A 23,009-nucleotide genomic window follows, 5' to 3' on the forward strand; every position below is an offset into this window, starting at 1 on the left:
CAGGGCCGTCAACTGGCCCGCTTCATCCCCATCACGCGCGCGCGGGCGCGCGGGTCGCTGTCGAACAGTGCGGCCAACTGCTCGGTCATAGCACCTGCAAGCTGCTCGACATCGGTGATCGTCACGGCGCGGTCATAATAGCGCGTCACGTCATGGCCGATCCCGATGGCCAGCAATTCCACCATCTTGCGTTTTTCCACCATCGCAATCACGTCGCGCAGGTGTTTTTCCAGATAGTTCGCCGGGTTCACGCTGAGCGTTGAATCATCGACCGGAGCGCCATCCGAGATCACCATCAGGATCTTGCGGGCCTCACGCCGCGCGAGCATCCGGCGATGCGCCCATTCCAGCGCCTCACCGTCGATGTTTTCCTTCAGCAGGCCCTCTTTCATCATCAGCCCCAGATTGGGTCGCGCGCGACGCCATGGGGCATCGGCGCCCTTGTAGATGATGTGGCGCAGATCGTTCAGACGCCCCGGTTGCTGCGGGCGGCCATCGTTCAGCCACGCCTCGCGCGCCTGACCGCCTTTCCAGGCCCGGGTGGTAAAGCCCAGGATCTCGACCTTGACGTTGCAACGTTCCAGCGTCCGCGCCAGGACATCTGCACAGATCGCGGCAATCGAGATCGGACGGCCCCGCATCGAGCCGGAATTGTCCAGAAGCAGCGTCACCACCGTATCGCGGAATTCGGTATCTTTTTCGACCTTGAAGCTTAGTGGCGTGGTCGGGTTGGCCACGACGCGCGCCAGACGTCCGGCATCCAGAATGCCTTCCTCGCGGTCGAACTCCCAAGACCGGTTCTGCTGCGCCTGCAGGCGGCGTTGCAACTTGTTAGCCAGACGGCTGACCGCGCCCTTCAAGGGCTCCAACTGCTGGTCCAGATAGGCGCGAAGGCGTTCCAGCTCGGCCGGTTCGGCCAGATCTTCAGCTGCGATCTCTTCGTCGTGGGTGTTCAGATAGACCTTGTAATCCGGGTCCGCCTCGGACGCAGGTGGCGGGGCTGGCGGTTCTAGCGGAGCCTCGCCCTCGGGCATTTCAGCCTCATCACCCATCTCATCCTCGGCCATCTCGTCCATCGAGACCTGAGCCTGAGACTGGTCCTGCTGTTCTTCCTGAGTTTGTTCAGGGGTTGCATCGGCGTCCTGTTCGTCCTGATCATCCTGCCCGGTGCTGTCGGGATCGGGCTGCTCTTCGGCGTCATCTTCGGCCTGATCTTCCTGTTCGTCGTCCAGTTCATCCGGGTCATCACCCAGCTGATCGCCGTAACCCAGGTCTTTGATCATCTGTCGGGCGAATTTGGCAAATTCGGCCTGGTCCGAGAGGATTTCGTCAAGATTTTCCAGCGTCCCGCCGGCCTGTTCCTCGATAAATCCGCGCCACAGGTTCATGACATTCTCGGCGGCAGGCGGCATGTCGCGGCCCGTGGCCAGATGCCGGATCAGATAGCCCGCCGCCACAGCCAATGGCGCATCCGCAGGCTGTTTGCACTGATCATAGCCGCGCCGGATCGCCTCATGCCCGATCTTGACGTCGATATTCGACGCGGTGCCGGGCATGTCCCGCGCACCCATCGCCTCGCACCGGGCGGTCTCCATCGCCTCATAAAGATCCCGCGCCATATCACCTGGAGGGGCATATCGCGCATGGGTCGCGTCATCATGATATTTGCGTTGTAAAGCTAATGCGTCTGCCGTCCCGCGCGCCAACAGAACCTCTTCGCGCGTCATCCGGCGTGAGACCTGCGGCAAACGCATCGACTCGCCCGACAGGCCCGATGGATCAACAGTGTAGCTCACCGACAATTCGGGGTCGTCGGCCATAACTTTAGTAGCCTCGGCCAGAGCCTTCTTGAACGGATCAGCAGGATTGTCGTTCTTCTGCACCATGTTCAATCGCCCTTTGTGTTGCAGTGACCCGCCGCATCAATGCGAAACCGGATCCCCCTTCATCTGGCCAAAAATACCTCCGCCGGAGGCATTGCGCCCCGCAGGGCGCAATTCATATTGCTTAGCCCAAGCTCGCGCTCGCCGCGCTTTCCGGCAGTTCCTCATCAAAGCAGCGCTGATAGAACTCAGCAACCGTCTGGCGCTCTAGCTCGTCACATTTGTTCAGGAACGACAGGCGGAAGGCATAGCCGATGTTGCGGAAGATTTCTGCGTTTTGGGCCCAGTTGATCACGGTCCGGGGGCTCATGACGGTCGACAGATCGCCGTTCATGAAGGCGGTCCGGGTCAGGTCGGCGACGGTGACCATCTGGCTGACGGTCTTGCGGCCCTCGGCGGTGTTGTAATGCGGCGCTTTCGACAGAACGATCATCGTCTCGGCATCGTGGCTGAGATAGTTCAGCGTCGAAACCAGCGACCAGCGGTCCATCTGCGCCTGGTTGATCTGCTGCGTGCCATGATAGAGGCCTGTGGTGTCGCCCAGACCCACGGTGTTGGCGGTGGCAAACAGGCGGAAGTTCGGGTTCGGTGTGATGATCTCGTTCTGGTCCAGCAAGGTCAGCTTGCCGTCATGCTCCAGCACGCGCTGGATCACGAACATCACATCCGCACGGCCCGCGTCGTATTCGTCGAAGACGATGGCAACGGGGTTGCGCAGCGCCCAGGGCAGGATGCCTTCGTGGAATTCAGTGACCTGCTTGCCGTCGCGCAGTTTGATCGCGTCCTTACCAATCAGGTCGATCCGGCTGATATGGCTGTCGAGGTTCACGCGCACGGCAGGCCAGTTCAGACGGGCGGCAACCTGTTCGATATGGGTCGATTTCCCGGTGCCGTGATAGCCCTGAATCATCACCCGGCGGTTATGGGTAAAGCCCGCAAGAATCGCCAACGTGGTTTCGGGATCGAACTTGTAGGTCGGGTCGATCACCGGCACGCGGTCGCTGCGTTCGGCAAAGCCTTTGACTGCCATATCGCTGTCAATGCCAAACACCTCGCGAACCGAAATGTCCTCGGTGGGTTTTGCGTTGATGTCGATCGATCCGTCAGCCATGCGCCTTGTCCTTATCCTTTGGCCCGTTCACCGGGTTTGAACCCGTGTGTGGTGCAACATATTGCGGGCAAGGGCAAGGGAAAGAGGTGACCGGATCACGTTAGCCAGATGTTTCTTTGAAACTGGCCTTATGCTGGCGCGGGTTCTAGTGAAAATCCCGGCTTGGGAACAGACGCTTGGCCTGTTCGCGCGGATGGCGGGCGCTTGGGCCGTTCTGCCGGGGGCGCGGGGTGTCATCCGCTTGCGGTTGGGTGATGCCGATGACCTCATCCAGCGGATGCCCAAGCTCGGACAGTTTATGCGACATATCGGTGATCTCCTGCGCGATCAGATGCACGACGATCCCCTCGCGCTGCAGATACCCGCGAACCTGCAGCAACCGCCCGCCCATCACGATGCGGCGAAACCGTTCATAGACCTTGGGCCAGACAACCACATTGCTGACCCCGGTTTCATCCTCAAGCGTCAGAAAGATCACGCCCGAGGCAGTTCCCGGCCGCTGGCGCGTAATCACCAACCCGCAGACGCTGTAGCGGCCCAGCGGGATGTCCTGCAGCGTGGCATGCGGCACAAGGCCGGGCAGGGACGGGCGCAACAGCTCCATCGGGTGCGAGCGCAGGGTCAGGCGGGTCGAGACGTAGTCTTCGACAACCTCCTCGCCCAGATGCATCACCGGCAGGTTGACCTGCGGCTCATTGATGCTCTCGCCATCGATGGGGTCATTGAACAGCGGCAGGGCGGTCCGGCTGCGAATGGCTTTGACATGCCACAGGGCGTCGCGCCGGGTCAGGTCCATGCCGGAGAACGCATCCGCCTCGGCCAGACGGGTCAGAACATCCGGGCGCAGCCCGGCCCGCAGCCACAGCGTTTCGGGGTCCGGATACCCATTGCCCCGCGCGGCCACGATCCAATCCGCGTCCTCCTGCTTGAACCCCTTGATCTGGCGAAAGCCCAGCCGCAGGCCCAGCGCCCCGTCAGCACGACGTTCCAGCAGATTGTCCCAGGTCGAGGCGTTTACGCAGACTGGGCGGATCTCGACCCCATGCTCGCGCGCGTCGCGCACGATTTGGGCAGGCGCGTAAAACCCCATGGGCTGCGAATTCAGCAGCGCGCAGGCAAAGATCGCCGGGTGGTGGCATTTCATCCAGGCCGAGACATAGGCCAGCATGGCAAAAGCCGCTGCGTGGCTTTCGGGAAAGCCGTAATCGGCAAAGCCTTCGATCTGGCCAAAGCAGCGGTCGGCGACTTCGGGCGTATAGCCATTGTTCAGCATCCCTGCGATGAACTTGTCGCGATAAGTGCCAATGGTCCCCATGCGCCGGAATGAGGCCAGCGAGCGGCGCAGGTGATCCGCCTCTTCCGCCGAAAACCCTGCACCAACCACGGCGATTTGCAGGGCCTGTTCCTGAAACAGCGGCACGCCCAGCGTGCGCCGTGTCACCTCTTCCAAAGCGGGGCCGAAGGGTTCGGACTTTTCCAGCCCGTTGCGCCGCCGGATATAGGGCTGCACCATATCGCCCTGGATAGGGCCGGGGCGGACGATGGCAACCTCGATCACCAGATCGTAGAATTCGCGCGGCCTCATCCGGGGCAGGAAATTCATTTGTGCCCGGCTTTCGACCTGAAACACGCCCACCGCATCAGCGGCACACAGCATGTCATAGGTCGCCACGTCCTCTTGCGGGACGGTCGCGATGCTGAGGGTTTCGCTGTTGTGCTGTTGCATCAGGTCAAACGCCTTGCGGATGCAACTGAGCATCCCCAGCCCCAATATATCCACCTTCAGAATGCCAAGCGCGTCGATGTCATCCTTGTCCCATTCGATCACGGTGCGGTCTTCCATCGCGGCGTTTTCGATCGGGCATAGCTCATCCAGCCGCCCTTTGGTGATGACGAACCCACCCACATGCTGCGACAGATGGCGCGGGAAGCCGATGATCTCGCCAATCAGGCGAACCGTCTGCATCAGGCGCCGGTCTTTGAGGTCGAGGCCCAGTTCCTGCAGCCGCTCGGCATCAACGCCGCCATTGCTCATCCCCCAGATCTGGCCGGACAGGCCCGCGGTCACGTCCTGAGACAGGCCCATCACCTTGCCCACCTCGCGGATTGCCGCGCGGGATCGGAAATGGATGACCGTGGCACAGAGGCCCGCGCGGTGGCGGCCATATTGCTCGTAAATCCATTGGATCACCTCTTCGCGCCGCTCGTGTTCGAAATCCACATCGATATCCGGCGGCTCACCCCGGTATTTCGAGACAAAACGCTCGAACACCATGGCGATCATGTCGGGGCTGACATCGGTGATGCCCAGCAGATAACACAGGATCGAATTGGCGGCCGAGCCGCGCCCCTGACACAGAATGCCTTGCGAGCGGGCGAATTGCACAATGTCATGCACGGTCAGGAAATAGGCCGGGAAATCCAGATCGGCGACCAGCGCCAGTTCCTTTTTCATCAGGTTGATGGCCTTCTCGGTCGGGCCATCGGGATAGCGCCGTTTCAACCCCTCGCGCGCTAGACGTTCTAGCCGCGCCAGCGGGGTTTCAGTGCTGGCGATCTCGTCGGGGTATTCATAAGACAACTCACTTAAGTCAAAGCTGCAGCGGTCGGCGATTTCCAGCGTGCGGCGCAGCGCGCCGGGGTGGTCCTGAAACAGCCGGGCCATATCCGCGTAGCCTTTCAGCCGCCGCTCGGCATTGGGCAGGGCGCGGGTGCCGATCTGGTCAATCGTGATGTGTTCGCGCATGCAGGTCAGCACATCGGCCAGTTGGCGGCGGCTGCCACGGTGCATCAGCACATCGCCCACCGCCACCATCGGGGCCGAGGCCCGCAGCGCCGCCTGCGCACAGGCCGTCAGATAGGCCCGGTCGCTGCCGTCATAACGCGGCACGGCCCCCAGAAACACCGCATTGGGGAATTGCCGCCGGACGGTCTGAATATCGGGGATGGCCTGTTTCAACCCCGCCTGAGGCAGCGCGATCAGTATCATCCCCTGACAGGCCGCCAGCATGTCCTGCAGGTCCAGATGACAGTCGCCTTTCTCGGCCCGTCGCTTGCCCAGCGTCAGCAGCCGGGTCAGCCGCTGATAGGCGGCGCGGTCGCGGGGCAGGGCCAGCCAGTGCACCGCGCTGTCGCGCAGAACCAGACGGCAGCCGACGATCAACTTGGGCAGGGCGGGTACGTCCGGTTTGTCGATTGGCTGCACATGCCCGACCTCTTGTCGGGACGAAGAATCGAGGCGGTGCTGCGAGCGGATCTGAACCGCGCCTTCAGCCTCGCGCCGCAGTTCTTTCAACGCGCTCCAGCCCCGGACCACCCCAGCCAGTGAGTTCCGGTCGGTGATCGCGATGGCCTTCAGGCCCAGCTCTGCCGCGCGGGTCACCAGCTCTTCTGGGTGCGAGGCCCCGGTCAGGAAGGTGAAATTGGTGGTCACGCCCAGCTCGGCATAGCCGGGGTCCTGCGCGTGTGAGCTGGGCGGGTTCGGTTTGGTCATGCGAATTCCCCATGCACGAACCATCCCGGATTTTGCGGGGTGTAATACAGCCACAATCGCCGCCCCTGCCGGGTTTCAATCTGCCAGTAATCGCGCAGGCCCGTGCGCCAGTTCTCATCCTCCAGCCACCATTCGGGGCAGATGCGTTCGGGGCCGGTTGAGCGGCCTGTGGTCAGCGACATGCGCCGCCAGCGAAAGCGGCACGGCGGGTGTGGGCCTGATCCGGCGATGGGTTCCGGCGGAAACAGCTGCAGGGGGCGAGGGCGCAGGGCGACCCAACCGCCTGCAGGGTCGGAATAGGCGGCGGGCGAGATGATGAAGCTGCGTTCGGGGATATGGCTTTGCGCGGGCAGCAGGCGGTGGACCTGTTCCAACCCGATGCGGGTGCCGATGCGGGTGATCAGGTCATCCAGTTGATCTTTGCCCCGGCTTGCGGCGCGGCTGATCTGGCGCACCGGCAAGGGTTCCACCAGCGTGGCCTCGAGCCGCAGTTGATCGACGCCAAAGCCTGCATCCACCTCGGTCAATCCACGCTCGAACAGGGGCAGGATGCGATACGGATCACGCAGAGGGCGGGCCAGCCGCAGCTCGACCTGTTGGTGGTCCTGATCCACCCGGCGCAAGGTGATGCACAGCTTGCGCGCGCCCATTTCCTGCGCTTTCAGCTTGTCGCAGAGCCGTTCCAGCAGCCGTTCCGCCCCGGCCATCATGTCGGACAGCAGCCCAATGGGCTCGGGCAGGGTCATGCGCACGCCGTAATGGGGCGGATCGGCCAGCGGGGTAATCTGTTCAGGTTGATCCCCCAGCGCCTGATCCAGACGCATCAGTACCTCGGGGCCAAAGCGGCGTGTCAGCGGCGCGCGCGGGGTTTGCGCCAGTTCGCCAATCCGGCGCAGTCCCAGCCGTTGCAGCGCGACCGAGGTATCCTCATCCAGCCGCAGCGCTGCCACCGGCAGGGCGCGGATGGCCTTCAGCGTATCTTGGGTTGCGACCCCCTCGCCATAATGTGCCAAGGCCCAGGCCGCGCCGCGTGTCGGGGCCAGACCGATCTGCACCGTCAGCCCGGCCCGGGCCAGACGCCTGCGCATGTCGGTCAGCATCATCTCTTCCCCGCCCGCAAGATGCGCCGATCCTGTGATGTCCAGAACCAGCCCATCCTCACCCTCGAGCCCGACCCAGGGGCAATAGCGCGTGGCCCAGCGGCGCAGGGCGTGCAGAAACCGCTGATCTCCTTGCGGGTCGGCGGGATGGCTTTGCAGATCGGGGCAAAAGGCGCGGGCATCGGAATAGGGCATGCCGCTGTGCAGGCCCTGCCGCTGGGCCTGCACATTCAGGCAATACACCCGGTTTGCATTGTTCTGTTTCAGCGTCAGAACAAACGGCCCATCGACCGGGCGCACACGCAAAGCCCGGTCACTTGCCAGCCGGGGAAACCAGAGTGAAACGATGCGGCGCTGCATCCCGCCGAACATATAAAACCCCCAAATGTTCTACATTTGTTCTTATATGTTCTTGACCCTCAAAGAGTCGAGTCCTTGAGGGCCAGATCGTCAGGAATTCAGAGCCCGCGCGCTTACTTCAACGCCCGCGCCAAAAAGGCCTGCGTGGTCTGGTGCGAAGGGTGGTCAAACAACGCCTCGGGCGGGCCTTCTTCGATGATCCGTCCGCTGTCGAGGAAACAGATCTTGTCGGCGGCCTCGCGGGCAAAGCCCATTTCATGCGTGGCCATCACCATCGTCATGCCCTGTTTCTTGAGCATCAGCAGAACATCCAGCACCTCGCCCACAAGTTGAGGGTCGAGGGCCGAGGTGATCTCATCAAACAGCATGACCTCAGGCTGCATGGCCAAGGCGCGCACGATGGCGACGCGCTGCTGCTGCCCGCCCGACAATTGGTCGGGATAGTTGTTCATCCGGTCGGCCAACCCGAACCGGGTGAACAGCGCTTCGACCTCGGGCTGCAATTCAGCGCGCGTCAGCCCACGCACCCGGCGGGGCGCGAGCATGACATTCTCAAGCGCGGTCATATGCGGAAACAGGTTGAAGCTCTGGAACACGATCCCGATCCGGGCACGCACCGATTGCGGGTTCAGACCGGGGATCGAGATATCCTCGCCATCCAGAAAGATCGCGCCGTCTTCGATGGGTTCCAGCAGGTTGATACAACGCAGCAGAGTCGACTTGCCCGACCCGGATGCGCCGATCAAGCAAACCATTTGGCCCTCATCAACGGTGAGATTAATCCCGTCACAGACCGTGCGGTCGCCAAAGCGTTTCACCACGCCCTGAAGTTCTAGTTTGGGCATCAGCGCCTCTCTCGCATTTGGCGGGCCATCAGGTGATCGGCGTAGCGTGTGGCGGGGATGGTGACGATCAGGAAGATGATCGCCGCGCCCACATAGGGGGTGAAATTCGCCAGTAGCGATTTGAATACCCCCGCCTGACGGAAGATCTCGACCGGGCCGATAAAGCTGAGCAGAGAGACATCCTTTTGCAGCGCAATCAGCATGTTCATCTGTGAGGGCACCACGTTGCGGATCGCCTGCGGCAACACCACGTCGCGCATCACTTGCCGTTCCGACAGACCCAGCGACAATGCGGCGGCGCGCTGGCTGTGGTGGACGCTGTCGATGCCTGAGCGGAAGATTTCAGCCACATAGGCCGAGTAAGTCAGGATCAGCGCCAGCGAGCCCCATATGTAAGGCGAATTCCACGGGCGCGGCAGGCCCAGCCCCGGAATGCCGAAGCCGATCAGATAGACCGTCAGGATCACTGGCACGCCGCGGAAAATGTCGGTGAACGCCGCGCCAAAGATGCGCAGCGGAAACAGGGCGGGCGATTTGGCATCCCGCGCCAAGGCAATCAACAGGCCAAGCACGGCGATCGCCGGTGCGGACCACAAAAAGATCATCACGTTGATCCGAAACGCTTCAAGCAGTTTCGGGAAGGTTTTGACAAGCGTCTCGCCGTTAAAAAAGCTCTGCTGAACCTTCGACCAGCCCGGCGCGAGCGGCACCAGAAAGTAAATCGCGGCCACAACTGTGACCGTGCTTATCGTGGCGATCACCAACGACCTGCGTCGTTGGTGCGCCTCGTACCGTTCGCGGCGGGTCATCCCCGCCGCCTTATGATCTGCCATGTTACTTGATCAGAGGGACACCAGTGGTGTCCTGCAGCCATACGGCTTCGATTTCGGCCAGTTTGCCGTTAGCTGCCAGTGCCGCCAGCGCCTCGTCCACGCAGGCTTTCAGCGGGTTGCCTTCTTCCATCAGCATGCCGAAATGATCCGGATTGTCATTTTCATCCGCCGGGAACTGACCGATGACCTTTGAGCCTTCGATCATCACTGCGCTCAGGAACAGGGCGGTGGGCAGGTCGAACAGGGCCGCATCGATCTGGTTGGCCGACATGGCGGCGTTAACGTCAGCATTGTCACCATAAAGCAGCGGATCACTGTCAGGTTGGATGATGCTGGCCAGTTTTGGCACCGCCGTGGTCGAGCCAACGGCCCCCCATTGCAGGCCTTTCAGCGCTTCAAGCGTCGGGGCTGTGTCGGTCGAATTGGGGCTGACCAGAACTGCCATCGGGGCGGTGTAGTAAGGGGTAGAGAAATCAACCACCTGATCCCGTTCGGGCGTGATCGAGTATTGCTGCATGTTGACGTCAAATTCCTTGGCGCCGGGCTGGATCGCCTCGTCGAAGGACGAGCGGACCCAAACGACATCATCAGCTGCGAACCCCATTTCTTCAGCCACGGCATAAGCAACGGCTGCCTCGAACCCTTCGCCGCTTTCTGGCGCGTCATCGATCACCCACGGATAGTAGGCCGGGTTGCCCGTTGCGATGGTGAATTTGCCGTCTGTCAGCGTTTTGCCAGCAGCGCATTGTTCTTGCGCATAGGCCGCTGTTGACAAAAACAGAATTGAAGTTGCCGCGATCGAGAGTGTCTTGGACATCCGATACAAACCTCCTGTTGGATTGGGTTGCGGTCAAAGTAATTCTGCCTAACCCGACTGTCCAGCGGATGCTTGATCGTCGACCTGCAGGACGGGTTGGCGTTCATGTGTCCGATGACATTGTGCCGGTCTCTTCGCCTGCCAGGAATCCCAGGGACGGCACAGTGAGGAAACCTGTTGCATAAGTGACCGCACGCTCGGCCAACGGTCGGAATGCGGCGCAGGAACTGGCAATATTCTGCCGGAGAACAGTTGGGCTCTTTTCTTTTTCCTAAAGATATTATTAAAACTGCTTCACCACTCAAACCGGCAAAGAACCTTCTTGCAGTACAACGCACGCAATACCGATACGATCTGGTCGCGCCTGCCCGGCGTCGCGCGAATTGCCGTTGTTTTGGGACTTTTCAGTCTGATCTCGGCCTGTGCTAAGAATCCGAATGAGGTGGACTTGGATCCCGAACGTCAGGCCATGGCGTTGCAAGAGGTCTCAAGAAAACATGCGCTGGGACAAAGGGTGTGGTGCGTGCCCTACGCACGCAACCTCAGCGGCATCGAAATTCGTGGCAACGCCAAGGATTGGTGGGGCAAGGCCCGCAATGGGTTTGACCGGGGTAATGAACCGGAGGTCGGTGCGGTGATGTCGTTTCGGGCCACCAGAGGGATGCCCCTGGGACATGTGGCTGTCGTGTCCGATATTGTCACCGAGCGGGAAGTCATTGTGAACCACGCAAACTGGCTCCGGAATAAGGTGTCATTGCAGATGGGCGTGAGGGACGTGTCCAAAAACAATGATTGGACGCTTGTCCGGGTTGAAAGCCGGCCGGGCAGTTACGGCAGTTCGTACCCGGTGAACGGGTTTATCTATCCGAATTTTGGTGAGTAATCTAAGCTCTCCGCGCCCCCGCCGGTAGCTGATACGGTGAAGCCGAGCGTCCGACGTGCCGCTGTCATCCGGGCGCGTGTGTTCGGTGGCGGGTATGTTTACTTTGACACATGATCAATGACTGCAGGGCAGCGCAAAGCAGCCACTTGAAAACCAGGTGGCTTCCTCATCTAACGATATCCGTCTGGGTCGTTAGGGGTGTGTAGCAATGTGCCTTCAAACGCGTCGAGATCATCAGTCATTTGCAGCCAAGGCAATTTGCTTTGCTTGTTGACGTGAAAAGTCGGTTTGAAATCTTCCGGGTTTTCGAGCGACGCTGCGTAAAGGTGCATACCACCCGGATAATGATCGGCTTCAAATCCAATAGGTGATCCGCACGTCCCGCAAAAGTGCCTGAAAACGCCTTTGGAACTTTCATAAGTGCCGGGTTTATCGCCGGTCCACTCAAAGTTCTCTATCGGCACGCCTAACCAGGCAACCACCGGCGCGGCACAATTCCGACGGCAATCATCGCAGTGGCAATAGCATGCCCATGTTTGACTGCCCTGGTAGGCCCAGCTCGTTCTTTTACACAGACAATACCCGTGCGTCGCCATTCGATTTCCCTCCCAAACTCCTGAAACATAGGACGCAGGTAAGTTTTGAGATGGATATTTTGGGACGTTTCATCAGCAGAAAACGTCGGCGCTCAGGGCCAATTTGGACTCTTTCCCGCCATTTGAATGAAAATTGAGTATCTTTGGCATCAGCTCATACGCTTGGCTGATGTCCTCATGAAAAGAAACCCGCCGAAATTTGGCGGGTTTCATGTGGTTCAATGGTAGTTCGTTGCCTAGATCAGCCGAACACACGCCCCAGCGCGCCGTCTACGGCGTCGGTGATCTGATCGATGTCGTCCGCTGTCGCGATCAGCGCCGGTGAGAAGCACAGCGTGTTGTTGCGGCTGGGGATCGAGCGGTTGGTGGCACCGATGATGACGCCCTGCGCCATACAATCTGCGACAACGGCCTGAACGCGCTTTTCGTCCATCGGATCCTTGGTGGTCCGATCGGTTACTAGCTCGGCGCCAAGAAACAGACCCTTGCCGCGCACGTCGCCGATGACTTTGTGCTTTTCCATCAGCGCCTGCAGGTTGCCCATCATGCGATCACCCATGTCGACGCAGTTCTGCAGCAGGTTTTCATCCTGAATGATGCGCATGTTTTCAACCGCTGCCGCCGGACCGGCAGTGCAGCCGCCAAAGGTCGAGATATCACGGAAATAGTTCATCGGGTCTGCCGCGTCGTCTTTGAACATGTCAAAGACTTCCTCGGTGGTGACCATGCAGGCGATCGCGGCATAACCCGAGGCAACGCCCTTGGCCATGGTCACGAAGTCCGGCTTGATGCCGTACTGCTGATAGCCGAACCACGTGCCGGTCCGACCTACGCCGCAGACAACCTCGTCAATGTGCAGCAGGATGTCGTATTTCTTGCAGATCTCCTGCACGCGGGGCCAATAGCCTTCAGGCGCTTCGATGACGCCACCGCCTGCGGTCACGGGCTCAAGGCACAGGGCGCCAACGGTGTCGGGGCCTTCGCGCAGGATGACCTCTTCGATCTGATCTGCAGCCCATTCGCCAAAGTTCTCTTCAGGTGCGCCGTCCAGCTCGTGCTTGCGGTACTCCATGCAGTGAGGCACGCGCACGAAATCGGGTGCAAAGGGACCGTACTGCGCGGTGCGCTCGTCCTGACCACCTGCCGACATGGTCGCCAGGGTGGAGCCGTGATAGTCGCGGTCGCGATACAGGATTTTGGTTTTCTTGCCGCCATATTTCTTGTGCGCGATCTGGCGGATCATCTTGAACGCCTTCTCGTTCGCCTCAGAACCTGAATTGGTGTAGTACACGCGGCTCATGCCCGGCATCTTGTCGATCAGCATTTCCGCGAAATTCGAACCGGGGATCGAGCCTGCGGTGTTGGCGAAGTAGCACAGCTTCATCAGCTGGTCATAAACCGCCTTACAGATAGATTCGCGGCCATAGCCCACGTTCACGGTCCAGACACCGCCTGATACGGCATCCAGGTGCTCTTTGCCCTTTTGGTCCCACACGCGCATGCCTTTGCCTTCGACAATGATACGGGGATCGTTGGTCTCAAACGGCTTGTGCTGGATCAAGTGATGCCAGAGGTGGGCGCGGTCGGCTTCGACGACGCGGGAAAGATCGTTTTCGTTGAACGTGCCGTCCATGACATGTCCTTTCAAAAGTGGGGCGCGCGGGGAATCAGTAGGTCCCGGCGGGCGCAAAGTGACGTGATACTGCAGATCAACGCGAATGGTGCGCGTGAAGTAGGGCCAGATTAGCCCATAGGATATCTCCAGTGTAGCTCAAACTCGTATTAATACGGGTTTGTTATGACGTAAACTTTGTGCTCAATACGACAATCTGACGAGTTTGGGAGGATCGCCGGATGACAGCCACACCTATCTACCAGCAACATCTGGATAAAACCCCGGCGAATTTCACGCCGTTGTCTCCGCTGAGCTATCTTGAGCGGACGGCGGCAGTGTATCCGGATTACCCATCCGTTGTGTATGGCGAGCGCCGGTATAGCTGGGCAGAAACCTATGCGCGGAGCCGACGTCTGGCCAGCGCGCTGACTACGCGTGGCGTAGGCGTGGGCGATACAGTCTCGATCATCGCGGCCAATATCCCCGAGCTGTATGAGGCGCATTTTGGCGTGCCCATGGCAGGGGCGGTGCTGAACGCGATCAACACGCGGTTGGATGCGCCGATCATCGCCTTCATTCTGAACCATGCCGAAGCCAAGGTTCTGCTGGTCGATCCCGAGTTTTCAGGCGTCGTGAAACAGGCGTTAGCGCAGGTGGATCACAACATTCTGGTGATCGACATCGAAGACGCCAGTTTTGACGGTGGCAAGCGATTGGGAGATCTGACCTATGAGGCTCTGTTGGCCGAGGGTGATCCGGAGTTCGACTGGTCTTTGCCCGAAGACGAATGGGATGCGATCACGCTGAACTATACCTCGGGCACCACCGGCAACCCCAAGGGTGTAGTCTATCACCACCGCGGCGCGGCGCTGAACGCGACGTCGAACATTCTGACATGGGGGATGCTGCAGCATTCGGTCTATCTGTGGACCTTGCCGATGTTCCACTGCAACGGCTGGTGTTTCCCGTGGACGATGGCGGCCAATGCAGGCACCTCCGTCTGCCTGCGCGCCGTACGGGACGAACCGATCTATCGCGCCTTCCGAGAAGAGGGCGTAACTCATTTCTGCGGCGCGCCGATCGTGCTGAACATGCTGGCCAATGCACCGGATCACCTCAAGGATTTCACGCAGCAGATCAAGGCGATGACCGCTGGTGCTCCACCGCCGGCCAAGGTGATCGAAGCGATGGAAGGGATGGGTGTCGAGGTTACCCATGTCTATGGGTTGACCGAGACTTATGGTCCATCCGTCGTCTGCGCCTGGAAGGACGAATGGAACGACAAGAGTGCAGAAGACCGCGCTGCGCTGAAGGTGCGTCAGGGTGTGAAATACGTGGCATTGTCTGGCTTGATGGTCGCAGACCCTGAAACCATGGAGCCTGTTCCTTCGGATGGCGAAACCATGGGTGAGATATTCATGCAGGGCAACATTGTCATGAAGGGCTATCTCAAGAACGCCGAGGCGACCGACAAAGCCTTCAAAGGCGGGTGGTTTGCCTCGGGCGATCTGGGCGTGATGCACCCGGATGGCTACATCGCGCTGAAGGATCGGTCCAAGGACATCATCATCTCGGGCGGCGAGAATATTTCATCGGTCGAGGTTGAGGATACGCTTTATAAACACCCGGCTGTTATGGAGGCGGCGGTGGTGGCCCGCCCGGATGAGAAATGGGGTGAAACGCCGTGTGCATTTGTTGAATTGAAACCGCAGGCAGAGGCGAATGAGGCGGAGATCATCGCTTTCTGCCGGGATCATATGGCCCATTTCAAAGCACCCAAGACGGTTGTGTTTGGGGCGTTGCCCAAGACGTCGACGGGGAAGATTCAGAAGTTCATCCTGCGCGACCGGGCGCGTGAATTGGCTTAATCGAAGATCGACAGATCAAGTGGCAGCATCTCGCCCATCCAGATAGCGCGATCCCGGTGATCAGCCAAGTGATCGCCGGTTTCTGGATGCGTAAAGATGGTCAGCCCTTGCCGGTTCAGGATCAGCCAGGGAAAGACCTGATCAAAGGCTTCGGCTGGAAAGCCCAGCTGGCAACTCCATCGCGGATGCGGGCCAACATTGCGCGCATGCATGTGGCCCATCTGGACAGCGGGAAACAGACGCGCGGCCTCTTCACAGACCTGCCGTGCCGTGTCCTGAGTGTCGGCGTCGAAATAGACATGGGCGTGGTAGCCGGTGATCTTGGGCATGGGGTTCTCCATCTGTCGTTGCATAGAAACCTAAGGACGGCGCGAGGATTTGTGCACCCGCACCGCCACACAGACTCTGTGCGCCGGTTCAGAGCGGAGCGTGCAGGTCAGGATGGGCTGCGGCAAAGGCCGAATGCTCGGCGCAGACGGCCTCGACTGCTGTCAGGCGTGGCATATCGGATAGATCAACTTCCCACCGGCGCGCATTATAAAGCTGTGGGATCAGGCAGATATCGGCCAGACCCGGCGTTTCACCGGTGCAGAACGGGGATTGATCAAAGCCGCCCAGCAGCGATTCAAACGCGAGCAGACCCGGCCGGATGAAGTGACGCATCCAGTCGCCGGGCATGTCGCCTGCACCTTGGGTGAGCGCGGTGGCATGTTTGGCAACCGACAGATTGCAGACCGGATGGATATCCACCGCGATACTGTGCGCCAATGCCCGCGCCGCGGCTCGCTTGGCCGGATCGGTTGGCAGCAGACCCAGTTCGCGGGTCTCATCCAGATAATCGATGATCGCCAGCGATTGGGTCAACCGAACCCCATCGATATCCAGCACCGGGACCAGACCCTGCGGGTTGCGGTCCAAATGATCCGGGGCGCGATGCGCCCCGTTCACCAGATCCACGACGACCGGGCGGTAGGTGATCCCAGCCAGATTCAGTGCAATCCGCACCCGGTAACTGGCGGACGAACGCCAGTAATCAAACAGAACCACTTCGGACATACGATGGTTAGCCTTTGCTTAGTTCCTTGGCATGCAGCCAGTCGGCATGCTGAGGGGCTCGTTTGGTGCGCGACCATTCTTCGAGCATATCCCATTTGACCGAATCCAGCCGGGCCAGCATGGCCTCTTCCTCGGGGTCGGGGCAAGCCAGTTCCACCCGGTGACCGTTCGGATCGAAGAAATAGATCGAATGAAAGATCGAATGATCCGTGACACCCAGAACCTCGACGCCGTTGGCTTCGAGATGGTCCTTGAATGCGATCAGCTCATCACGGTCCTTCACCTTGAATGCGATGTGCTGCACCCAAATCGGCGTGTTGGGATCGCGCCCCATTTCCGGCTTGGTAGGCAGCTCAAAAAACGCCAGCACATTGCCATTTCCGGCATCCAGAAACAGGTGCATGTAGGGATCAGGTTCATGGGTGGAGGGCACATGGTCTTCGGCAATCGCCAGAATGAAATCCATGTTCAGCATCTTGCCATACCATTCAACGGTCTCTTTCGCGTCCTTGCAGCGATAGGCGACGTGGTGAATCTGTTCGATTTTCATGGGCTTACTCCTGTTTCAGGGCTGCGGCGTCCAACGCCTGCTTCAGCACCGCGTTGTCGCCGATGTGGTTTGCCAGAACCAGCACAAGGCGCGCGTTGAACGCATCGCTTTCGGCTTTCTCAAGCCCTTCATGGGCGGCCACCAGATCGGCATAGAAATCGTCTGCCTGGGTCAGATTGGATGAGAGGATCAGATCAGCCATGTCGCTTACTCCTTGCCTGTGGCGCGGCGCACCGCGTGCCGGAATGCATTTTCTTCGTAGGTGTCGCGGCGGGCGGCAACGTGCTGATCGGGACGGATCAGATAGACCGCTCCGCTGGCATCGCCTAAATAGCGGCGCTTCAGCGTCAGGGTCGGGTCGTCTTTGACCGAGAGTGCCAGGCGTTTGACGATGATGCCATCGACCTCGATCTCATCTGGTGCATCGGCGTCGATGGTCAGCAGCGTGAACTGTCCAGCCAGTTTAGGCAGTAGAAAGCCATCACCCAAAGGCGCATCGGGACAGGACGCTCCGGGGCGCGTCTGCGTCGGCCCGTTCAACGCATCCGCCGAATTCAGCGACGAGCCGTCATAGACGCAAGGTACGCTCAGGCGGCCAGAATTCACCATCGGGCGGGCGAAGTCATAGTGCTCGCTCAAGTCCAGCACCGCGTCGCGCAGGATGCGGGACATCTGCGATTTCGGGGTGATGAAATCGGTCGAGCGGGTCGAGTTCAGGATGTTTTCGTCCGCGCCGTGAATGCGTTCCTGATCGTAGCTGTCCAGCAAAGATTCAGGTGCGCTGCCATCGATCACCAGTTTCAGTTTCCAGCACAGGTTGTCGGTATCCTGCACGCCCGAGTTTGCGCCCCGTGCGCCAAACGGGCTGACCTGATGGGCACTGTCACCGGCAAAGATCACGCGGCCATGGCGGAATTGCTCCATCCGGCGGCACTGGAAGGTGTAGATGCTGACCCATTCCAGCTCGAAATTTACCTCCTCGCCCAGCATGGCCTTGAGGCGCGGGATCACGTTTTCTGGGCGCTTTTCGCGTTCCTTGTCGATATCCCATCCCAGTTGCAGATCGATGCGCCAGACGCCATCGGGTTGTTTATGCAGCAACGCAGATTGGCCTTTGTTGAACGGCGGATCGAACCAGAACCAGCGTTCCGAGGGGAAATCGGCCTCCATAATCACATCAGCGATCAGGAAGTTGTCTTCGAACACGCGGCCGACAAAATCCTTACCCATCATTGCGCGCATGGGTGAGCCCGCGCCGTCGCAGGCGATGACCCAATCCGCCTCGATGGTGTATGAACCCTCAGGCGTTTCGACCTCAAGCTTGACGTGATCGGGGTGGGTTCCAACGGCTTCGACCTTGTTGCGGCCGCGGATTTCGATCGGTGCACCCTGCGCTTGCAATTCGCGGACGCGGTCGACCAGAAACTGCTCGAAATAGTATTGCTGCAGGTTGATGAAGGCCGGGCGCTGATCGCCGCTGTCGGGCTGCAGGTCGAACTCGTAGACCTGACGTTCGTCGAAGAACACCTTGCCCTTGTTCCAAAGAACGCCCTTATCCACCATCGGCTGCCCGCAGCCCAGACGGTCGAGGATTTCCAGCGGGCGCTTGGCAAAACAAATGGCGCGGCTGCCGAAGCTGACCTTGTCGTTGTCGTCCAGCACCAGTACCTCGACCCCTTGCTGGGCCAGATCGATGGCGGCGGCCAGACCCACCGGACCGGCCCCAACGACGATGACCTTGTGGCGCACGGGCGCTGGCGCGGATTGATCCGGGCTGGCCTCGTAGGCATAAAGTGGAACTTCAAAAATCTTGTTCACTCTCTCTCTCCCATTTCTGGCGCATCGGGCGCACCCCATCTGTTCCCCGGCACAGTTGCGCCGGAGGTCTTGCGTTAGAGTTTCACCGTCAAATCCGGGCCGCCACGATCTGGATCAAATCCGGCCCGGAATTCTTAGCCCTGAAGGGCCTCCCACATCTCCAGATCGCGCTGGGCGGTCCAGATACGGGGCGTGTCGATGCCGCGGGCCTCGTCATAGGCGCGGGCAACATTGAAGGGCAGGCAGTGTTCGTAGATCGCATAGTCGGCGAATTTTGGGTCGCATTCTGCGCGCACGGCGTCCCATGCTTCTTTCAGACTGCCGCCGCGCGCCGCAACCTTGGCGGCCGGTCGGTAGTTGCTTTCTACGAAATCGCGGGTGTTTTCGATGGCCGCGTTGACCATGTCTTTACCGACCAGAGCGTCGCCGCGCCCCGGCGCGATAGCGTCTACGTCGAACCACTTGATTTCGTCCAGCGTATCTCCCCAGTCGCTGAAATGCCCATCGCCGCAGTAGCAGGCCGAATGGTATTCGACGATGTCACCGGTGAACATGACATTCTGATCGGGCACGTGGATGACGATATCGCCAGCGGTATGCGCACGGCCCAGATGCATCAGGTCGATCCGGCGGTTGCCCAGATAAACCGTCATTGTGTCGCTGAAGGTGGTGGTGGGCCATGTGAGGCCGGGGATGCTTTCGTGTCCTTCAAAGAGACGCGGGAAGCGTTGGAATTCGCTGTCCCAGTCTTCCTGACCGCGTTCAACCACCATGGCGCGCGCCATATCCGACATCAGGATCTGTTGCGCACCAAAGGCGCTCGCGCCCAGCACGCGTACTGCGTGGTAATGGGTCAGCGCCACATGGGTGATCGGCTTGTCAGTCACCGACCGCACGCATTCGATCACCTTGTTGGCCAGACGCGGGGTCGCCTGCGCCTCGACAATCATCACGCTGTCATCGCCGATGATCACGCCCGAGTTCGGGTCGCCTTCGGCGGTGAAGGCATAGAGCCCTTCGCCCACCTCGGTGAACGAGATTTTCTTTTCCGACATGTCCCCCTGGGACGCAAATGCCTTGGCCATATCAGTGATTTCCCTTCTGGACAGCGACTGGCTTTGATGATGTTGTCGCCATATGTTTGAACGTCGATTTTTGCCTTATTGGGCAACCGCTTGTGTTGTCATTGCCTGCGCCATCATCCTGCTGTGGATGGGCCGCGAACCGATTTGCAAATGCGGTTATGTCAAGCTGTGGCATGGTGAAACCTTCAGTTCCGAAAGCTCGCAGCATCTGACCGATTGGTACACGCCCAGCCACATCATTCATGGCTTTCTGTTTTACGGTCTTCTGTGGCTGGTGGCGCGCCGCCTTGCCGTTGGCTGGCGGTTGTTCATCGCCACCTTGATAGAAGTCGCGTGGGAGATTTCCGAGAACACCAATGCCGTGATCGAACATTACCGCGCGGTCACGATCTCGCTGGATTACTACGGCGACAGTGTCGTCAACTCGATCGCCGATATTGGCGCGATGATGCTGGGGTTCTGGTTGGCGCGTCGCCTGCCGATCTGGATGACGGTCACCATTGCGCTGGGATTCGAGATCCTGACCACCACGCTGATCCGCGATGGTCTGACGCTGAACGTGCTGATGCTGCTTTATCCCATCGAGGCCGTTAAGGACTGGCAGAGAGCGCTCTGAATATGCGGACTGGACCTGCATCAATCTCTGGCGAATGGATTTTCGAGTGCGGGCAGCACAGTGCCGGTGCAATCGCCGAACCCGATGGAATAGCCGTCGCCCTTGGCTGCGCCGGTCAGGGTCAGCGTGTCGCCGTTCTCGATGAAGGTGCGGGTCTCGCCTGTGTCCAGCGTCAGCGGCTCTTTCCCGCCCCAGCTGAGTTCCAGAAGTGATCCGCGCTCTGGCTTGTTCGGTCCCGAAATGGTGCCGGACCCCAACAGGTCGCCCGTGTTCATCGGACACCCAGACGTCGAGTGATGCGCCAACTGCTGCGCCGCCGAGTAGTACATCTCGCGATAATTGGTCCGTGCGATGGTCGTGGCGTCTTTATTCTCGGGCGCCATCGTCACGGCCAAATCGATGTCATAGAGCATCGGGCCGCAATCCTTCAGGTGGTCCAGCAGGGCAAACTCACGGTCGGGCGTATCGCAGCGGAACGGTTCCAGCGCCGCTTTGGTCACGATCCAGGGGCTGATCGAGGTCGCGGTCGCCTTGGCCTGAAATGGCCCCAGCGGCTGGTATTCCCAGGCCTGAATATCGCGTGCGGACCAGTCGTTTAGCAGGACATAGCCAAAGATGTTGTCATCGGCTTCCTGCACTGAAATTGGACCGTCAGACGGTGTGCCCACGATTGCACCCATCTCTAGTTCGATATCAAATCGACGGCTGGGCAGGAAAGCAGGCAGGTCCTGATCGGGCGATTTCAACTGACCCCAGGGGCGACGGATATCCGTGCCTGAAACGACAACAGACGACGCGCGGCCGTTATAGCCGATGGGGATGTGCAGCCAGTTCGGCGGCAACGCGTTTTCCGGGCCGCGGAACATGGTGCCCACGTTCTGGGCATGGTGGCGGCCCGCGTAGAAATCGGTGTACTCGCTGACGGCAAAGGGCATGTGCATCTCGGCCTCGTCCTGCGGGATCAGCAGACCTTCAATCTTGTGCTGTTCGTCCGAATCTTCAGCCAATAGCGTAGATAGGCGGTCGCGCAATGCAGCCCATACGGCAGGGCCTTCTTCCATCAGCGGATTCCAGAAGGGCAGATCGAACAGCGGCTCATCCGACAGCGCGATTAATCCATCAGCTTCGGCAGCAGTCATGTCGAAGATCATGTCGCCGATGGCAACGCCGCAGCGGGGCTCGGTGGTTTCGGTCGAGAACACGCCATAAGGCAGGTTGTTCAGCGGGAAGGGGTGGTCGGCGGAATTGGCTGATGCGACCCAGGATTTCTTCAAAGGCATATTGCGTCCTTATGTCTTTCGGTTACGAGGCGGCGCGCAGGGATTTGAAGCCCAGCAGGGCTGCCGCCAATATCATGAAGCTGCCACCGATCCGGTCGAGCCAAAGCCTTGCCGGCCCCTGCAGGCGCCGGGCCAGCCAACTGGCAGTGGAGCCATAGGCCATCAGAAACAACCCGTCTATGATCAGATATGTGGCCGAGAGGATGGCGAATTGCGGCCAGAATGGCAGCGCGCCATCGATGAACAGCGGAAACAGAGCGGCGAAGAACACCACCGCCTTGGGATTCGCGGCAGAGGTGATGAAGCCCTGCATCCAGAGCGCCCTGCGGCTGGCACGTAGCGCATCGTTGGTTTCGGCAACACGTGCCTTCACGATTTGCTTGACGCCGAGATAGACCAGATAGGCCACGCCCAACCACTTGATCACGGTAAAGGCGGTCCCGGACGTGGCGATCAGGGCAGCCAGACCCAGACCGGCGGCCAACATTTGAAAGAAATTGGCCGTCAAATCACCCGCAGCGGTAAAAAAACCTCGCCGCAGCCCATTGGTTGCCGAGTTCGACAGCATCAGCAACTGGCTTGGCCCCGGTGTGCTCATCAGCAACAACACCGTCGCCACATAGGTGATCCAGATATCAAAACTCATCTCGTCTCCGGTGATCCTTCAACTTGTCACTTGTCGAATAATAGTTGATTTTGTAACTAACAAGGATGACCCAGCCTAAAAATGACCAAAAAGATGAGTTTGATTTGCGAAATTTCCTGCCGTTCCTGTTGAATCAGGCGGCCGAGGAAAGTTCGCTTGAGTTTCAGCGCGTTTACAAGGATCGCTACGGAATGCTGCGCACCGAATGGCGGGTGCTGTTTCATCTGGGCAATCATGGTGAGATGACCGCACGCGACATTGTTGAGCGTGCCAAAATCCACAAAACCAAGGTCAGCCGTGCGGTCAGCCGATTGCAACAGCGCCGATATTTGCAAAGGTTGCGGGATGAAAATGACCGGCGGGTTGAGCGGCTATCGCTGACCTCGGCTGGCCAGAAGGTTTATCGCGAGTTAAGCGGTATCGCGCAGGATTATGATCAGAAACTGGCATCGCGTTTCACCACGGGTGAGGCCGCCTTGCTGCGCATGATGCTGCGACGTCTGGCCGGAATGGATTAGGGTACTGGTAATCCGGTACAGCTGCCCCCAGATCAA

At 59.7% G+C, this 23,009-nt stretch carries 21 protein-coding genes; 4 read left to right on the forward strand and 17 right to left on the reverse strand.

Features of this window, described 5'->3' with window-relative positions; translation table 11 throughout:
* Nucleotides 1–8 precede the first annotated feature (8 nt).
* From cobT to ACR0AY_RS14660, 7 genes are all read right to left on the reverse strand, one after another.
* A complete protein-coding gene (gene cobT / locus ACR0AY_RS14630; RefSeq protein WP_170513326.1) occupies nucleotides 9–1,886 on the reverse strand; it encodes a cobaltochelatase subunit CobT in 1,878 nt (625 codons plus the stop codon).
* Between the two features lie 121 nt (nucleotides 1,887–2,007).
* The gene (cobS, locus tag ACR0AY_RS14635) at nucleotides 2,008–2,994 is read right to left on the reverse strand and encodes a cobaltochelatase subunit CobS (RefSeq protein ID WP_010437533.1); all 987 of its coding nucleotides are present in this window, start codon (nucleotides 2,992–2,994) and stop codon (nucleotides 2,008–2,010) included.
* A 145-nt stretch (nucleotides 2,995–3,139) separates the two neighbouring features.
* The gene (locus tag ACR0AY_RS14640; RefSeq protein ID WP_170513329.1) at nucleotides 3,140–6,487 is read right to left on the reverse strand and encodes an error-prone DNA polymerase; all 3,348 of its coding nucleotides are present in this window, start codon (nucleotides 6,485–6,487) and stop codon (nucleotides 3,140–3,142) included.
* Nucleotides 6,484–7,959, reverse strand: a complete 1,476-nt coding sequence (locus tag ACR0AY_RS14645; protein ID WP_170513332.1) for a Y-family DNA polymerase — start codon at nucleotides 7,957–7,959, stop codon at nucleotides 6,484–6,486. The genes ACR0AY_RS14640 and ACR0AY_RS14645 overlap by 4 nt, the downstream gene beginning before the upstream one ends.
* A 101-nt stretch (nucleotides 7,960–8,060) precedes the next feature.
* Entirely contained in the window at nucleotides 8,061–8,792 is a 732-nt protein-coding gene (locus ACR0AY_RS14650) for an amino acid ABC transporter ATP-binding protein (RefSeq protein WP_170513334.1), read from the reverse strand.
* A complete protein-coding gene (locus ACR0AY_RS14655) occupies nucleotides 8,792–9,625 on the reverse strand; it encodes an amino acid ABC transporter permease (protein ID WP_010437538.1) in 834 nt (277 codons plus the stop codon). Before ACR0AY_RS14655 ends, ACR0AY_RS14650 begins: the two co-directional genes overlap by 1 nt.
* A gap of 1 nt (nucleotide 9,626) precedes the next feature.
* On the reverse strand, nucleotides 9,627–10,442 hold the full coding sequence (locus tag ACR0AY_RS14660) for an ABC transporter substrate-binding protein (RefSeq protein ID WP_170402438.1): 816 nt from the start codon (nucleotides 10,440–10,442) through the stop codon (nucleotides 9,627–9,629).
* A gap of 322 nt (nucleotides 10,443–10,764) precedes the next feature.
* On the opposite strand from ACR0AY_RS14660, the gene ACR0AY_RS14665 reads away from it, so the two are divergent.
* A complete protein-coding gene (locus ACR0AY_RS14665; RefSeq protein WP_170392689.1) occupies nucleotides 10,765–11,325 on the forward strand; it encodes a CHAP domain-containing protein in 561 nt (186 codons plus the stop codon).
* 170 nt (nucleotides 11,326–11,495) lie between these two features.
* Here ACR0AY_RS14665 and ACR0AY_RS14670 read toward each other — a convergent pair whose 3' ends face one another.
* Entirely contained in the window at nucleotides 11,496–11,921 is a 426-nt protein-coding gene (locus tag ACR0AY_RS14670; protein WP_223116959.1) for a GFA family protein, read from the reverse strand.
* A 241-nt stretch (nucleotides 11,922–12,162) separates the two neighbouring features.
* Entirely contained in the window at nucleotides 12,163–13,554 is a 1,392-nt protein-coding gene (locus tag ACR0AY_RS14675) for an aminotransferase class III-fold pyridoxal phosphate-dependent enzyme (RefSeq protein WP_170392687.1), read from the reverse strand.
* A 221-nt stretch (nucleotides 13,555–13,775) separates the two neighbouring features.
* Between ACR0AY_RS14675 and ACR0AY_RS14680 the strand changes: the two genes are divergently transcribed.
* The gene (locus ACR0AY_RS14680; protein WP_170513337.1) at nucleotides 13,776–15,404 is read left to right on the forward strand and encodes an acyl-CoA synthetase; all 1,629 of its coding nucleotides are present in this window, start codon (nucleotides 13,776–13,778) and stop codon (nucleotides 15,402–15,404) included.
* On the opposite strand, the gene ACR0AY_RS14685 is transcribed toward ACR0AY_RS14680, so the two are convergent.
* The 6 genes from ACR0AY_RS14685 to ACR0AY_RS14710 all read right to left on the reverse strand — a co-directional run bounded on the left by ACR0AY_RS14685 (nucleotide 15,401) and on the right by ACR0AY_RS14710 (nucleotide 19,913).
* Complete coding sequence (locus ACR0AY_RS14685) at nucleotides 15,401–15,733, reverse strand: DOPA 4,5-dioxygenase family protein (protein WP_170402428.1); 333 nt, start codon at nucleotides 15,731–15,733, stop codon at nucleotides 15,401–15,403. The two genes, ACR0AY_RS14680 and ACR0AY_RS14685, sit on opposite strands and share 4 nt — an antisense overlap.
* Before the next feature lie 88 nt (nucleotides 15,734–15,821).
* Nucleotides 15,822–16,460 (reverse strand): maleylacetoacetate isomerase, encoded by a 639-nt coding sequence (gene maiA, locus ACR0AY_RS14690; RefSeq protein WP_170402426.1) that lies wholly within the window; start codon nucleotides 16,458–16,460, stop codon nucleotides 15,822–15,824.
* Between the two features lie 7 nt (nucleotides 16,461–16,467).
* Complete coding sequence (locus tag ACR0AY_RS14695) at nucleotides 16,468–17,010, reverse strand: VOC family protein (RefSeq protein ID WP_170392683.1); 543 nt, start codon at nucleotides 17,008–17,010, stop codon at nucleotides 16,468–16,470.
* Nucleotides 17,011–17,014: 4 nt separating this feature from the next.
* Nucleotides 17,015–17,212, reverse strand: a complete 198-nt coding sequence (locus ACR0AY_RS14700; protein ID WP_170392682.1) for a DUF2783 domain-containing protein — start codon at nucleotides 17,210–17,212, stop codon at nucleotides 17,015–17,017.
* A gap of 5 nt (nucleotides 17,213–17,217) precedes the next feature.
* Nucleotides 17,218–18,828 carry an FAD-dependent oxidoreductase gene (locus ACR0AY_RS14705; RefSeq protein WP_170402424.1) on the reverse strand — a complete coding sequence of 537 codons (1,611 nt, stop codon included), beginning with the start codon at nucleotides 18,826–18,828 and terminating at the stop codon, nucleotides 17,218–17,220.
* 134 nt (nucleotides 18,829–18,962) lie between these two features.
* Entirely contained in the window at nucleotides 18,963–19,913 is a 951-nt protein-coding gene (locus ACR0AY_RS14710) for an MBL fold metallo-hydrolase (RefSeq protein WP_170513340.1), read from the reverse strand.
* 52 nt (nucleotides 19,914–19,965) lie between these two features.
* On the opposite strand from ACR0AY_RS14710, the gene ACR0AY_RS14715 reads away from it, so the two are divergent.
* Nucleotides 19,966–20,529, forward strand: coding sequence for a DUF2585 domain-containing protein (locus ACR0AY_RS14715; protein ID WP_170513343.1), 564 nt, complete (start codon nucleotides 19,966–19,968; stop codon nucleotides 20,527–20,529).
* Between the two features lie 20 nt (nucleotides 20,530–20,549).
* On the opposite strand, the gene fahA is transcribed toward ACR0AY_RS14715, so the two are convergent.
* The gene (fahA, locus tag ACR0AY_RS14720) at nucleotides 20,550–21,809 is read right to left on the reverse strand and encodes a fumarylacetoacetase (RefSeq protein WP_170513345.1); all 1,260 of its coding nucleotides are present in this window, start codon (nucleotides 21,807–21,809) and stop codon (nucleotides 20,550–20,552) included.
* 22 nt (nucleotides 21,810–21,831) lie between these two features.
* Nucleotides 21,832–22,455, reverse strand: a complete 624-nt coding sequence (locus tag ACR0AY_RS14725) for a LysE family translocator (protein ID WP_170513349.1) — start codon at nucleotides 22,453–22,455, stop codon at nucleotides 21,832–21,834.
* Between the two features lie 65 nt (nucleotides 22,456–22,520).
* Between ACR0AY_RS14725 and ACR0AY_RS14730 the strand changes: the two genes are divergently transcribed.
* A complete protein-coding gene (locus ACR0AY_RS14730) occupies nucleotides 22,521–22,973 on the forward strand; it encodes a MarR family winged helix-turn-helix transcriptional regulator (RefSeq protein ID WP_170392676.1) in 453 nt (150 codons plus the stop codon).
* Nucleotides 22,974–23,009 lie beyond the last annotated feature (36 nt).

This window comes from Ruegeria sp. A5 (genome assembly GCF_056543005.1).